Source organism: Bradyrhizobium sp., from assembly GCF_049512235.1.
GTDB lineage: Bacteria > Pseudomonadota > Alphaproteobacteria > Rhizobiales > Xanthobacteraceae > Bradyrhizobium.
The window spans coordinates 23,842-38,094 of record NZ_JBEKXH010000007.1 but is presented as its reverse complement, the minus strand read 5'-3'; the positions used below and the strand labels follow the sequence as shown (position 1 = coordinate 38,094).

Below are 14,253 nucleotides of genomic sequence, written 5' to 3'. Positions count from 1 at the left end.
GGCCGTTTTCTGCACGCGAGGCTGCGGGTGCTTCTGGGCATCGCGGCATTCCCCGCGCCCTCTGTTATCTCGAGGGCGGTGAGCTATCTGGCAAAGCCCGGGCGCCTGGCGCCGCGGGGCGTTTAGGCGCGTCTGGAACTGCTGATTTCGTCATGCCCGGGCTTTGTCCCGCCTGCGGGGCCGAAGCCCGGCCATGACGAGAACTAAAATCGTCCTCGTGGCTGTTTGAAACGTGAATCAGAAATCGAAGCGCGCGCTGGGAAGTGGGCGCGCGGCGCCCTAACACGGCTGTCATCGCCCGGCTTGGCCGTCCGAAGGACGGCGTCGCTTCCGCTCGCCTACGACCGGGAGACCCAGTATTCCAGAGACGTCAGGGATAAGTCGAAGGGCCGCGGCGTACTGGATCCCCCGCTTTCGCGGAGGATGACAGCGAGCTCGTAGGATGGGTGGAGCGAAGCGATACCCATCTCTTTTCTCTTCTGGTCTTCGCGGCGCCAAAGTTCGCTTAACAAGAAACAGCGGTGGCGGTTCAAACAGGGCGCCCACAAGGAGCGCCCCTACGCCATTTAGATCCCGTGGGGGGCGACCCTTGTCGTATCCCGTCGGTTCTTGGCGTTGGCTGTTTGACACGTGAATCGGAAATCCATGCGGCCGGGTGGCGGCCGCCTTGCGGACGCTCTCCGTGAGCGAAATCCAAACGGGGGGCGAACATAGGGTTTGAGGGCACCGCCTCCCGCCCACCCTTTGCGGATGCAATCAGGCCACGCTTTCGAAGAAGGCTTCTTCCGCCGCGGCGACGGCTTCGGGGGTTCCGACATGCATCCAGACGCCGTCCAGCCGCAGGCCGAACAATCGTTCCTGTTTATTGGCGGCGTCGAACATTCTGGTCAGCGAGAATTCGCCCGCGGGGGCATCCGCGAACAAGAGCGGCGACAGGATCGCGGCTCCGGCATAGACGAACGGCACCACCTGATGTTCCCTGCGCTTGCGCAGCGCGCCATCCGGCAGCATGGCGTAATCGCCAAGTCCGCTGTAGCCGATGCTGCTCGTGGTCGGCGCCATCAACAACAGGATATCCATCCGCGCCGGATCGAAAGCTTCGGCCAGCCGCGCCAGATTCGGCCGCACGCCATCGATCCACAGCGTGTCCGCATTGACATGGAAGAACGGGGCTTGGCCCAGCAACGGCAGCGCCTTGACGACGCCGCCGCCGGTGCCGAGGACCTGATCGCGCTCGTCGGAGATGATGACGCGTGGCCGGGCGCGGGCGGCCGTATGCGCGATGATCTGGTCCGGCAGATGGTGCACATTGACGACGGCTTCGCTGACGCCCGCGTTGGCGAGCTTGTCGAGCACATGATCGAGCAGCGCACGGCCCGCCACCTGCACCAGCGGCTTTGGCATGGTGTCGGTCAGCGGGCGCATTCGGACACCAAGTCCGGCGGCGAGGACCATGGCTTTGGCAGGTTTGACGGACATTTTCAGGAATTTCTCGAACCGTTAATCGCGCGTCGTCCTCTTCAGCGGATCGTGATTTTGCCCGGCGGTCAAGCCCACGCCGAGGGCTGAGAGGTGTCCGTGGCAGGCGGCGCGCAAATGATTGGACCAAGGCATCGTCCTGCGGCGTATCAGATTCTGCTGTGCCCGAATATGCCAAAGATCAAGAGCGCCGCGACGACTTATCAATGGGGTTTCCCGGCGCATCGAACCGCGATGCCACAACCGCCTGTCGTGACGATGATGCGACCACACCGGCGGCAGGCTCAGACTTCCGCCCCGCTGTGCTGCGCGGCCTTCCTTCTCTTCTTGCGGCTGGATTTCAGGAAATTGACGCCGATCTGATCGCCATTGACCCAGCTCAGTTCGCAACGGCGGTAGGCCAGCCCGGTAGAGGACAACAGCAGGAAGAATTCACTCAGATGCAGGCCTTCGACGTGGCCTGAGACCGTGAGTTTGGCGCCGGTCTCCGAAATGTCCTCCAACCTGCATTCGCGCCGCCAGGTGCCGTCGATGCCCATCATGTGGGCGTTGAAGCCCCGTTCGAATGTAACCCGCAAGCCGTCGCGCCGCTCTGCCGCCATGCCTTTGCTCCGCCTTCACGCAGCCGCCCCACTTACTGCAGGGTCGAGCGCAACTTAAGGATGGCGGACTAACAAGTGGTAAATTAATAGGGGGATGGTGGAGGTATATGGGTCGAATACCACTCCCGCAGGGGTCGCAGCGCCGGGTGCGCCAGCGACCGGTTGAGATAGGTCCAGATCCGCGGCTGATGGCGCAAATAATGCGGCTTGCCGTCGCGCCGGTTCAGCCGCGCAAAGGTGCCCAACAGCCGCGTGTTGCGCTGCGCCGACATGATCGCGTACAGCTCGGCGAAATCAGCCGCGTCGAACATGTCGTCGGACCCGCGCCGTGCCTTGATGTAGCGCGTCAAAAGCGCAAGCTCGAGCGGTTCCGGGACGTCGACCCGGGCATCCTGCAACAGCGATACCAGATCGTAGGCCGCCGGGCCCAGTACCGCATCCTGGAAATCGATCAGGCCGACCTTGGCGATATCGGGCCGCTGATCGAGCCAGATCAGGTTGGGGGAATGAAAATCCCGCAACACCCAGGTCTGGGCAGCAACCGCGGACTTGCGCAGCAGCCTGCGCCACATCCTGTCGAATTCGGCGCGCAGCTCGCCGCTCAGTTCGGCCCCGCGGTCCGGCAGATACCAGTCGGGCATCAGGCCCACTTCGATCATGAACGCCTCGGTGTCGAAGGGCGGGATGGCGTGGACGATCTCCGGCGCCGGGGAGAGAACTTCAGGCAAGTATTGGCGATGCAGCGCCGCCAGCACGTCGGTCGCAGCCTGATATCGTTCGGCGATCGGCCGCGGCGGGTCGCCTTCGGTAACGGCAGCGCTGCCGAGATCTTCGGTGATCAGGAAGCCGGCATCGAGGTCGGCATGATGGATGGCCGGCGCCGAAAAGCCGCGCTCGCGCAGGCCGCCGGCGATCGCGACGAACGGCTTGACGTCCTCGGCCAGATGCACGGCCGCGCTGTAAGTCCTGCCTTGATGGATCGCCGGTTCGTCGCGACGGCGCGGCGAGTTCATCAGGACGACGATGCCATCGTCGCGGACCAGCCGCGCATAGGAGCGCGTCGACGCATCGCCGGCCATGCACCGGCGTTCGGCGTCGGCATAGCCCGAAGCGGTCAGGAACTGCCGCAGGGTCTCCAGTCTTGCGACCTGCGCCGCCGCTTTGCCGTAGCCGGTGATCAATGCGCTGCGAGCGGTCGATCCCAGCGCCGGAAGATGGCTCAGCGCGATGTCGATCCGTTGTTCAGGAAGCGCCTCGGCCGCGCGCTCCGGCCACTCGATCAGCACCAACGTGCCCTCGGGCAATGGCGACAGCCCGATCTCTTCCAGTTCCGCTGCAGCATTGATCCGGTAAAGATCGGCGTGAAGCAGCGGAAACCCCGGCAGGTCGTAGGCTTGGGCGAGCGTAAAGGTCGGGCTCGGAACTTCCAATGTCTTGTCGCCGGCGAGGTGCCGGATCAGGGCCCGCGCGGCCGCGGTCTTGCCGGCGCCGAGGTCGCCCGTCAGGGTGATGACATCGCCCGGACCGATCAGCAAGGCGAGGTCGGCCATCAAATGCGCGGTCGCCGCCTCGTTCGACAACACCACTGAATATGTCGCGGGGACGTTCATTCCGCGGCGTTACGGCGCGCAGCCTGGTCGATCGGGAAGTCGCAGATGACGGTCGTGCCTCTGCCGACGATCGAATCGACGCGTACCCTGCCGCCATGCAGTTCGACAAAGGAGCGCACCAGCGACAGGCCGAGGCCGGCGCCGCGGTGCCGCGAGCCATTGGAATGGCTCTCGAACCAGTCGAACACCTTGTCTTTGACGTCAGCCGGAATGCCCGGACCGCTATCGGTCACGGTGAAAACGACCCTGTGCTCGGTCCGCCTGGCGCTCAATCCGATGGTCGCGTCCTGCGGCGAGAAGCCGACGGCATTGGCCAGCAAATTGTACAAGACCTGCACCACGCGGCGCTCGTCGCCGACGAAGCTGCCGATATTGGGATCGACGTCGACCTTGAGTTCGATGCGGTCGGTAGCCAGCCGGTCCTGGATCCCCTCGGCGGCGGCCTCGATGGTCTTGCGGATATCGATCGAACCCAGATTGAGCGACATCGCGCCGGCATCGATGGTCGCAAGATCCAGGATATTGTTGATGATCGCCAGCAGCGCATTGGTCGAGGCGGTGATGTAACCGAGATACTCGGCCTGCTTCGGCGTCAGCGGACCGGTGACCGGGTCGCTCAGGAAGTGCGCAAAGCCGATGATGGTGGTCAGCGGCGAACGCAATTCGTAGGACACGTGGTGGACGAAATCGACCTTCATCTGGTCGGCGGCCTCGAGCGCCTCGTTGCGCTCGCGCAGTGCCCGCTCGACGTTCTCGGTATCGCTGATGTCCTGGAAGGTCAGCATGGTGGCGCCGTCGGGCAGCGGCATGGTCATGCAGTCGAGCACGCTGCCGTCCCTGCGCTCGAGCTTCAGCGGCACCTCGACCCGGTTCTCGATCGCGGTCACCGCCTCGCGGATGGTCTGCCAGGTGGCGGCGTCGTCGAACAGCGGCCTGCACCAGGCCTCCACGGTCTCGATATGCGGCTGTTCGCCCAGCGCCTCGGGCGACAGCTTCCACATCCTGGCGAAGGCCGGATTGAATAATTGCGCGCGGCCGTTGCTGCCAAACACCGCAACGGCTTCGGCGAGATTATCAAGCGTTTCGCGCTGGACCCGGATCAGGCCATCGAAACGCCGGGCGAGCTCGAGGCTTTCGGTGACGTCGTCGAACAAATAGGTGACCCCGCCTTCCGGATTCGGCGTGGTGACGACGCTGACCGCGCGGCCATCGGGCAGATACCAGGTATCCTTCTCCGGCTCGACCGCGCGATAGGCCTCATGCAGCTTCGCCTTCCAGACCCGAAAATCCGGCTGCTCGGGAAGCTTGCGGGCGGCCCGCAGCCGATCGAGCACGCTGGAATCGTCGGGGTTGTGGTCGAGGAATGCGCGGTCCAGGTCCCACAAGCGGCGATAGGAATCATTATAGAACGCGAGCCGCCGCTGGCCGTCGAATACCGCGACGCCGGACGACAGCTGATCGAGGGTACGGCGATGCGCTTCCGCCATTCGCACCAGCGCCGCGCCGAGCGCGTCGGCTTCGCTGGCGTCGATGGCGATGCCGACGCTGGCGCCGCCGACATTGAGGGCGTGCACATCGTAGATGCGCCGCTCGCCGCCGGCCACGATCGGCAGCCGCGCTTTGAAGGCGTCGGTGCTGCTCAATGCGCGCTCCATGTCGCTGCGGTCGCCGCTATCGAGCAGTTCCAGGTTGCGCTCGATTGCGTCAGCGCCGCTGCTGGCCTCGGTAGCGCGCGCATAGGCGGCATTGGCGTAGCTCAAACCGCTGTTGGCGCGTTTGGCCCAGATCGGCCAAGGCGCGGCGGCGATGAAGCCGCGCAGCATCTCGGTTTCGTCGGATAGCGCCTTGTGCCGGAGGTTTGTTTCCGCCAGCTCCCGGCGCAAGCCGCTGAGTTCGCGAATCCGGACGATGGCCTGGCCGCCGATGGCGCGCCCCATGGCCTCGACGGCGTGTCCATTCGAGGTGGTGAGGTTGAGCAGAAAACCTTCGCCGGCCTCGCGCAGCGCGTCGAAGGCGTGATCGATCTGCAGCGCCGGCTCCGGCGGCAGCCAGGTACCGAAGGCAAGAATGCGCTGTGGCGGATGCCCGGAGTCCGGCGGCATCAGTAGTGAGGTGTCGCCGCTGATTTGCGGACGATGGTCGCCCGCCGCCCATGAAATAAGGATCTGGGGCTCGGCGAATAATAGCGCGCGAAGACGGTCGGCCTGGAATTGCAGGTCCTGAATGTCGGAGCGCAGCTGCGCCTCGCTTCTTGCGGCGCGGACGCGCGTGCGCATCAAAAGAATAGCCGCCAGCACCGAAAAGCCGAGCAGCGCCAGCGCCGTCGCCAGGATCGCGATCTCCTGGCGGTTTAGATCGAGGAAGGTCGAGATGGCATCCACGAGCGGCAGATCGCCGGCCTGGGCGGGTCCGTTCGAAGCGAGCGCAGCGCCAACCAGGGTCAGGCCGTAGCGCGCCAATGATGTGCACGACAGCAAGGTCCGACGCATCGATACGATCACGCCCGACATGGTTTGCCCCAAACCGCACGAATCAACGCCCGACGCTTGACGCCGCCGTTCGCGAATCGATTGACAATATCCCCAACCAGTGAGAACCGGTAAGAGTCCAGACCGTGAACGCAAACTACCCCGCAAAAAAAGGGCGGGGATTAAGCTTCATGGCGCGATTTTATCAAAATGAATCCGTCATTTGACTGCAATCAACGTCCGGTCGAACCGAAGCCGCCGCTGCCGCGCGCGGTCACGGCAAGGGATGCGGTGGACGCGAATTCCGCTTTGACCACGGGCGCAATCACCATTTGCGCGATGCGCTCGCCGCGCCGGATCGGGAACGGCACCTCGCCATGGTTGATCAGCAGCACGCCGATCTCGCCGCGATAGTCGGCGTCAACCGTGCCCGGTGCATTCAGCACGGTAACGCCGTGCTTGGCTGCGAGGCCGGAGCGCGGACGGACCTGTGCCTCATAACCCGATGGCAGCGCGATCGAGAGGCCGCTGGGCACCAAGGCGCGTTGTCCGGGCGCCAGCATCAAAGGCTCGTGTTCCGGGATCGCGGCCAGCAAATCGAGGCCTGCGGCATGGTCGCTTTGATAGGCCGGCAGCGCCAGGCCTTCGCCGTGCGGCAATTGCCTTATCTCGACCTTGACGGTGACGCTCACGGAAGGTTCTCCACATGCCGGGCAATGCGCGCCACCAGCGCGGATGCGACTTGCACTTTTGTCATCATCGGCCACGAATCGACGTTGATCTCGCCGCCATCGCGGGTCAAAAGATGAACCGTGTTGCGGTCGCCGCCCATCACCCCGGACGCCGCCGAGACGTCATTGGCGACGATCCAGTCGCAGCCCTTGCGCGCGAGTTTTGCTTTGGCGTTGTCGATCAGATTTTCTGTCTCGGCGGCGAACCCGATCACCAGCGGCGGCCGCCGGTCCGGCAACTTTGCAATCGTGGCCAGGATGTCGGGGTTTTCCACCAGCGCGAGTTGTGGCATGCCGCCTGAAGTCTTTTTCAGTTTCTGTTCGCCTTCCTGGGCGACGCGCCAGTCGGCGACGGCGGCGGCGAAGATCGCGATGTCCGCCGGCAACGCGGCCTCGACCCGGTGCAGCATCTCGCGCGCGGATTCGACGCGCCTGACGGCGACACCGGCGGGCGCGTCCAGATCGACCGGGCCGCAGATCAAGGTGACATCCGCGCCGGCCGCTTGCGCCGCAGCGGCGATCGCAAAACCCTGTTTGCCGGAGGAGCGGTTGGCGATGTAGCGCACCGGATCGATCGGCTCGTGGGTCGGTCCTGCAGTCACCAGGATGCGCCGGCCGGCCAGCGGGCGCGGTTGCGGCGGGCGCAGGAAGCGTTCGGCCGCGGCTGCGATCTCCAGCGGCTCTGCCATCCGGCCGACGCCGGCCTCGCCGGCTTCGGCCATCTCGCCGGCGTTGGGTCCGATCATGGCGATGCCATCATGTTCCAGCTGGGCCACGTTGCGGCGGGTCGCGGCATTGTTCCACATCAAAGGGTTCATCGCCGGCGCCAACAGGATCGGCCTGACGGCCGCGAGCAAAATCGCGCTGGCGAGATCGTCGGCATGACCCTGCGCCATCTTCGCCATCAGGTCCGCAGTCGCCGGCGCCACCACGATCAGATCGCAGTCGCGCGCCAGCCGGATATGGCCGGCGTCGAATTCGCTGTCGGGATCGAACAGGTCGGTGTAGCAGCGCGCGTTCGACAGCGCGCTGGCGGCAAGCGGCGTGACGAACTGCTGCGCGGCTTTGGTCAGCACACAGCGGACATCGATGTGCCGCTCCTTGAGTCGCCGGATCAGGTCCAGCGCCTTGTAGGCGGCGATGCCGCCGCCGATGATCAGGGTGACGCTGGCCCGGCCGGTCGCCGTGGCGTGGTAGCGGGGCGCGTGCGACGGGGTCTCGACCGCAGCCGGCGCGGCCGGCGATGCCGCGACAGCGAGTTCGCCGGGATGCTGCAGAACCTCGCGCAGGATCATCCGCACTTCCTCCTCGACGGAACGGCCGTTGCGGGCCGAACGCAGCCGCAGATCGGCTTTGAGCGCCTCATCGAGTTTTCGGATGGTCAGGCTGGCCATGGTTTTTCGAAATCACCTGATAGCAATGCTATCATAGCATGCATGCCTTGCGATCACAATTGCCGGACTGCGAACAGGATCGCGATGAAGGTGGCGGCGATGATCCAGAGCGCCAGCGCGCGCCAGCGGCTCTTGCGGCCCTCGGTCCGACCCATCGCCGCGATCGTCTCCGGCGACAGCCTAAATCCTTCCCGGGTCATGGTCTCCAACTGCTCCAGCACGGCCACCGATCGGGCGGCGATGGCCGGAAGGCCGCTCAGCACGCGTCCGAGTTCCCCGGCGCCGCTCATCGCCCCCTGAACGCGTCCGATCGGACCGAGATTGCGCTCGATCCATTCGCGAACCACGGGTTCGGCGATCTTCCAGATATCGAGTTTTGGATCGAAGCTGCGGGCGACGCCTTCGACCACCACCATGGTCTTTTGCAGCAGGATCAGCTCGGGGCGGGTCCGCATGTCGAACAGGCCGGTGACCTCGAGCAATAGCGTCAACAGCTTCGCCATCGAAATCTCTTCGGCGGTGCGATTGTGGATCGGTTCGCCGATGGCGCGAAGCGCCTGGGCAAAATTTTCCACCGAGTGATGTCCCGGCACATAGCCGGCTTCGAAATGCACTTCGGCGACGCGGCGGTAGTTCCGCGTGATGAAGCCCAGCAGAATTTCGGCCAGGAAGCGCCGCTCCTTCACCCCCAGCCGGCCCATGATGCCGAAATCGACGGCGACCAGGCGGCCGGCATCGTCGAGGAACAGATTGCCGGGATGCATGTCGGCATGAAAGAAGCCGTCGCGCAGCGCGTGGCGCAGGAAACTCTGGATCACCTTGCGCCCGAGTTCGGGCAAATCGACCTGCGATTGCGCCAGACGTGCATGATCGCTCAGCGCAATGCCGTCGATCCATTCCATCGTCAGCACATTATGTGTGGTGCGGTCCCAATCGACCGCGGGCACCCGAAAGTCCGGATCGCCGCTTGTGTTCTCCGCCATCTCGGAAAGCGCGGCTGCTTCCAGTCGCAGGTCCATCTCCATCGCGACCGAGCGCGACATCGTATTGATGACTTCGATCAGCCGCAGCCGGCGGGCTTCGGCCGAATAGATTTCGGCCTGGTGCGCGACAAAGAAGAAATCGGCGAGGTCGCGGCGGAAGCGGGCCCCGACATCGGGGCGCAGCACCTTCACCGCCACCGACCTGCGCACGCCGTCCCGCTCGGTCTCGCCGCGATGCACCTGGGCGATCGAGGCCGCGGCGACCGCCGGGCCGAAGCTCGCAAATGCCAGGGCCACCGGCCGCTCCAGCGACGTCGCAATGGCGGCCTCGGCCTCGGCTTGCGAAAACGGCGGCAGCCGATCCTGCAGGGCTTCCAGGTCGCGCGCCATGATGACGCCGACCACGTCGGGCCGGGTGGCGAGAAACTGTCCGAGCTTGAGATAGGCCGGTCCCAGCCGGGTCAGCGCGCGGGACAGTCGCGGACCCGATTTGGCGCCGGGACGCTCGACGATGCGCGCCAGCCGCAGCGCCAGCTGTCCGGGCGGCGGCACCAGCGACGGATCGACGACGCCAAACACGCCTTCGCGCGCGAACACGAACGCGGCGCGGGTGAGCCGCGCGATGTGGGTGATCGCAGAAATCACAAACGCCAGCCTGAATGCAGTGCCACGATGCCGCCCGAGAAGCGCTGCCAGCTGACGCGGGAAAAGCCGGCGTCGCCGATCATCGCGGCAAAAGCGCCAGGCCTGGGGAATTTCCGGATCGATTCCACGAGATATCGATACGACTCGGCGTCGCCGGTCACCGCGCGGCCGAGCGGCGGGATCACCTTGAAAGAAAACAGATCGTAAATCCGATCGAGCCCGGGTACGTCGACGGTGGAGAACTCCAGACACAGGAAGCGGCCGCCCGGCTTCAGCACGCGAAACGCCTCGCCAAGCGCCAGCTCGATCCGCGGCACGTTGCGGATGCCGAACGCGATGCTATAGGCGTCAAACGCGCGATCCGGGAAAGCCAGCGCTTCGGCATTGCCCTCGACGAACGAAACCAGGTTGTCGAGATGGCTCGCCGCCGCGCGCGCGCGGCCGACCTCGAGCATGTCGGAATTGATGTCGCACACGGTAGCCCGAAAGCCCGCGCCGGCCGCCCGCGCGGCGCGAAAGGCGATGTCGCCGGTGCCGCCGGCAACGTCGAGCAGCAGGAACGGCCGGTCGCTGCGCGGCGGGTTCAGCGCGTTGATCATCAGGTCTTTCCATACCCGATGCAGTCCCGCCGACATCAGATCGTTCATCAGGTCGTAACGCCGCGCCACGCTGTGGAACACGTCGTTCACCAGCGTCTGCTTGTCGTTCACGGCAACGTCCCTGAAGCCGAAATGCGTGGTTTGGTCCGGCCGATCCATCTCGCCTGCGCCCTCAAACTCATGAACCGGCCGACCATAGCGCGCCCGCCGCAATGTCGTTATCACGTCAATACCCGGAGGTGAACGCCCGATCATGCCCGAATTGCCTGAAGTCGAAACCGTGCGCCGCGGCCTGCAGCCGGTCATGGAGGGTGCGAGGATTGCAAAAGCGGAAGTCAGGCGAAAAGACCTGCGGTTTCCGTTCCAGCGGGATTTTGTCGCACGGTTAACGGGCCAGACCGTGACCGGTCTCGGCCGCCGCGCCAAATACCTGATGGCCGACCTCGCCTCCGGCGACGTGCTCGTGATGCATCTGGGCATGTCCGGCTCGTTCCGGGTCTGCAAGGACGATGAACAGCAAGCGCCCGGCCAGTTTCACCATCCGCGCGGCAAGGATCGCACGCACGACCATGTGGTGCTTCACATGTCCTCGGGCGCGGCGGTCATATTCAACGATCCGCGCCGCTTCGGCTACATGAAGGTCATCGCGCGCGAGGCGCTGCAGGACGAGCCGTTGCTGCGGGGGCTCGGCCCCGAACCGCTCGGCAATGAATTCGACGCCGCCATGCTGGCGCGCGCCTGCGCCAACAAAAAGACCAGCCTGAAGGCGGCGCTGCTCGATCAGCGCGTGGTTGCCGGGCTCGGCAATATCTATGTCTGCGAGGCGCTATATCGCGCGCATCTGTCGCCGCGCCGATTGGCCGCGACGCTGGCGACCAAAGCCGGACAACGCAAGGGCGTTGCCGGGGGCGAGCCGACCGATCATGCCAGACGGCTGGTCGCGGCGATACGCGCGGTCTTGAACGAGGCCATCCAGGCCGGCGGCTCGTCGTTGCGCGATCACCGCCAGACCACCGGCGAACTCGGTTATTTCCAGCACTCGTTCCGGGTCTACGACCGCGAGGGCGAGAAATGCCAGACCGCGGGCTGCAGCGGAATTGTGCGGCGCTTCACCCAGAATGGCCGTTCGACCTTCTGGTGCCCGAAATGCCAGAAGTGAACGCGAAGATCGTCGCACAGGCTGCCAGCCATGGCGAACGCAATCGGCGCCCCCGCTTCCGCGAGGAAGCGAGGGCGCCGGCTTCGTCGTCACATCGTTTGCTTCAAATCGACTCGTAGGGAACGAGCGCAACCGTTTCCGAAGGCGTGGGCAAAAATATCGCCAGATCGGACGATGCCGGCAGGCCGCTGATGATCGGCTGCTCATCGACGGAGGCCGAAGCATTTGCTTCGATGCCCAGCCTGGTCTCGACCCATTGCCAGAGGCCGCGGATTTCGTCGGCCGACTTGCCTGTGGGGGCGTATTCGCTGACTGCCAATCCGGCGCTCAGCGCATCCTGATGATCGTTGCGCATGACGATGAAAGGCTGCGCGAGAACATCGGCGAGTTCGAGCGCCGCTCCATCGCCGAGCGTCGAAGCCGCGCTGCCGACGCGCTGACCGCGGATCGGCGTCTGGTTGAGCACGAAAGCGAACGGCCTCTTCCAGGCACGGACGATCTGAAGCGTCGAAGCGGTCGCTTCGATGTCGGCGATGCTCGGGCGCGCCGGGATCAGGCACAGGTCGGCGTAGCGAATGGCCGTCGTGGTCGCGGCGTTGACGCCGGCTGCGGTGTCAACGATGGTCACCGTGACGCCGCTGCGATCCAGCGACTGCAACCGTTGCTCGATCTCACCGGCGCTGTAGACCGGCTCGACCATGGGTTCGGCATAGATGCGGCGGTTCTGCCAGCTCGAAAGCGTCCCTTGCGAATCGGTCTCGATTAGGCGAACAGTGTGCCCGGCCTGGGTCGCCGCGAGAGCGAGGCCGATTGCAAGCGTGCTCTTGCCGCTGCCACCCTTTTGGGTGGCCAGTACGATCGTCTGCATTGTAATTTCCTTCGGGTATTTGTTACGGGATCTGAGGTTACGCACACTGAGTTGAGTTGCGTCGCATTCTGCGATGCCGAGCAATTCTCGCTCAGGACGTAGCCGGCCCGTTCCCAGACAAACTTAAGGGGATCGCGGCAGTCCGAATCACCAAACCGTGCAACCTTGGTTAATTTGGAGCCGGATTACTATACCGGATGAGTACGGGCCGGGGATCCACGGTCGGCCGCGGCAATGGGCTGGCGCGGCACCGGTCTATTTCCTCACGCAGATCACACGCACGACGGCCGACTTGGCATCCGGCGATCCGCCGGCCGCATCGACGCCATTGCCTTTCAGAAACCCGCGCACGGTATCGGCAGGCACCAGCGCGGCTTGTGCCGTCGGCGCGGCATTCGCCGGACCCGCCACCACCACCGATTTCAGTAACGCGATGCCGGCGAATTTGCCGTCGCCATCCTGCGCCGTCGCACCGGAAAAGCCCAACGCCGGCGCCGGCGACAGCGCGAGGTCGCCGCCGCCGCCGACTGGCGTCACTGTGGCCTTGACGCTGCTTGCCGCGGTGCCTCCGCCCTGGTTTTGCGGATCGGCAATGCCGGTGAGTTCGACACCGGAGTTCGCAGTACCGCTTGCGAGCGCCAGCGGCTTCAGGCCGCGCGCGCCGTAGATGCGCAGCAGCGCGAGATCGTGCTCCTTGTCCTCGGCGAGGCGATCGGCATTGCCATAGCCTGCGATGGCGATCACCAGGCAACCGTCGGTGATCTGACGGTCGGCGACGATGGCGCCGTCATCGCTGACCACAATTCCGGTGCCGTATTCGACGCTCTTGCGCGGCGGCGGCCCCGCAAGCTGGGCGCCTGACGGAAATGGGTTGAAGGCGCTCGACATCGCGATCACCACCGGCTCTACGGTGTTCTCGGTGGCCTGATCGTAAAGGATGGTGAGGGTGCGGACCTCATCGCCCTTGAAGGTCCCGCGCACGTAAAATTTCTTCAGGCCCTGCAGCCCCGACAATACGAAGAAATCCGGCTTGACCACGGTATAATCCACGGCGCGTCCGGCCGGCTCCTTTTTTTCCCGCTCGGCCAGTTTCGCCGTGGTGGGGTCGGCTTCCTTGCGCCGCGACAGGACGATCTGGACGGTGCCGGTGGGAGAACTCCATTTGGCGCCGTTGGCGTCGCTGGACTGTTGCGGCACGAGCTTGGCCGGCACCCCCAGCCGCGCCCCGGTAGCGGGATCGGTGACGATCTTCCAGCCGGCATTTTCCTGCCGCCGCTTCGCAGTCTCCGCCAGCACCTGGCGCTCCTGTGGATTGAGCACCCCGGTCGATTTGCCGCCTCTGGCTTTCTGAAACTCCTTGATCGCGGCGACCATGCGCTCGCTGACATCGCCGGTAATCGCGCCATTGTATTGGCCGACCCAGGCCAGATCCGACTGGATCGCCAGTCGCTCCCCTTGTGCCATCGCATTGGCGGTATCGGCGGGGGTCTGCAGCGGCGGGCGGACCGGAACGGTTGCGACCTGCTTCGGCCTGGCGGCCGCGGCCGGTGGCGCCGTCGGCTGCGCCGCAGCGGACACCCCGGCGGCCACCACCAACATTGCTGCCGTCAGCATCGATCTCATGACAAGTCCAAGGAGTCGTTGACGTCGCTGCAATTAAGCACATCTGTTGGGTCGGCAACAACAGCTGGAAGGTTCGACAGGTGGGGGCAAGA

General features: G+C 65.0%; 11 protein-coding genes. 1 reads left to right on the top strand and 10 read right to left on the bottom strand.

What is annotated here, in order from left to right:
- Positions 1-756: 756 nt before the first annotated feature.
- The 8 genes from ABSG20_RS01430 to ubiE all read right to left on the bottom strand — a co-directional run bounded on the left by ABSG20_RS01430 (position 757) and on the right by ubiE (position 10,670).
- Positions 757-1,479, bottom strand: a complete 723-nt coding sequence (locus ABSG20_RS01430; RefSeq protein WP_423862691.1) for a nucleotidyltransferase family protein — start codon at positions 1,477-1,479, stop codon at positions 757-759.
- 284 nt (positions 1,480-1,763) lie between these two features.
- Entirely contained in the window at positions 1,764-2,081 is a 318-nt protein-coding gene (locus tag ABSG20_RS01425; protein ID WP_423862690.1) for a PilZ domain-containing protein, read from the bottom strand.
- Between the two features lie 83 nt (positions 2,082-2,164).
- Positions 2,165-3,691, bottom strand: coding sequence for a tRNA (adenosine(37)-N6)-threonylcarbamoyltransferase complex ATPase subunit type 1 TsaE (gene tsaE, locus ABSG20_RS01420; RefSeq protein ID WP_423862689.1), 1,527 nt, complete (start codon positions 3,689-3,691; stop codon positions 2,165-2,167).
- Positions 3,688-6,201, bottom strand: a complete 2,514-nt coding sequence (locus ABSG20_RS01415; protein ID WP_423862688.1) for a sensor histidine kinase — start codon at positions 6,199-6,201, stop codon at positions 3,688-3,690. Before ABSG20_RS01415 ends, tsaE begins: the two co-directional genes overlap by 4 nt.
- Positions 6,202-6,392: 191 nt before the next feature.
- Positions 6,393-6,851, bottom strand: coding sequence for a dUTP diphosphatase (dut, locus tag ABSG20_RS01410; protein WP_423862687.1), 459 nt, complete (start codon positions 6,849-6,851; stop codon positions 6,393-6,395).
- Complete coding sequence (gene coaBC / locus ABSG20_RS01405) at positions 6,848-8,284, bottom strand: bifunctional phosphopantothenoylcysteine decarboxylase/phosphopantothenate--cysteine ligase CoaBC (RefSeq protein ID WP_423862686.1); 1,437 nt, start codon at positions 8,282-8,284, stop codon at positions 6,848-6,850. The genes dut and coaBC overlap by 4 nt, the downstream gene beginning before the upstream one ends.
- Positions 8,285-8,337: 53 nt before the next feature.
- The gene (ubiB, locus tag ABSG20_RS01400) at positions 8,338-9,912 is read right to left on the bottom strand and encodes a 2-polyprenylphenol 6-hydroxylase (RefSeq protein ID WP_423862685.1); all 1,575 of its coding nucleotides are present in this window, start codon (positions 9,910-9,912) and stop codon (positions 8,338-8,340) included.
- Complete coding sequence (ubiE, locus tag ABSG20_RS01395; protein WP_423862684.1) at positions 9,909-10,670, bottom strand: bifunctional demethylmenaquinone methyltransferase/2-methoxy-6-polyprenyl-1,4-benzoquinol methylase UbiE; 762 nt, start codon at positions 10,668-10,670, stop codon at positions 9,909-9,911. Before ubiE ends, ubiB begins: the two co-directional genes overlap by 4 nt.
- A 94-nt stretch (positions 10,671-10,764) precedes the next feature.
- Here ubiE and mutM point away from each other — a divergent pair, with 94 nt between their 5' ends.
- The gene (mutM, locus tag ABSG20_RS01390) at positions 10,765-11,670 is read left to right on the top strand and encodes a bifunctional DNA-formamidopyrimidine glycosylase/DNA-(apurinic or apyrimidinic site) lyase (protein WP_423862683.1); all 906 of its coding nucleotides are present in this window, start codon (positions 10,765-10,767) and stop codon (positions 11,668-11,670) included.
- Between the two features lie 103 nt (positions 11,671-11,773).
- On the opposite strand, the gene ABSG20_RS01385 is transcribed toward mutM, so the two are convergent.
- Both ABSG20_RS01385 and ABSG20_RS01380 read right to left on the bottom strand, forming a co-directional pair.
- Positions 11,774-12,538, bottom strand: a complete 765-nt coding sequence (locus tag ABSG20_RS01385) for a nucleotide-binding protein (protein WP_423862682.1) — start codon at positions 12,536-12,538, stop codon at positions 11,774-11,776.
- A gap of 255 nt (positions 12,539-12,793) precedes the next feature.
- Entirely contained in the window at positions 12,794-14,161 is a 1,368-nt protein-coding gene (locus tag ABSG20_RS01380) for a peptidoglycan-binding protein (RefSeq protein WP_423862681.1), read from the bottom strand.
- Between the last annotated feature and the right edge of the window lie 92 nt (positions 14,162-14,253).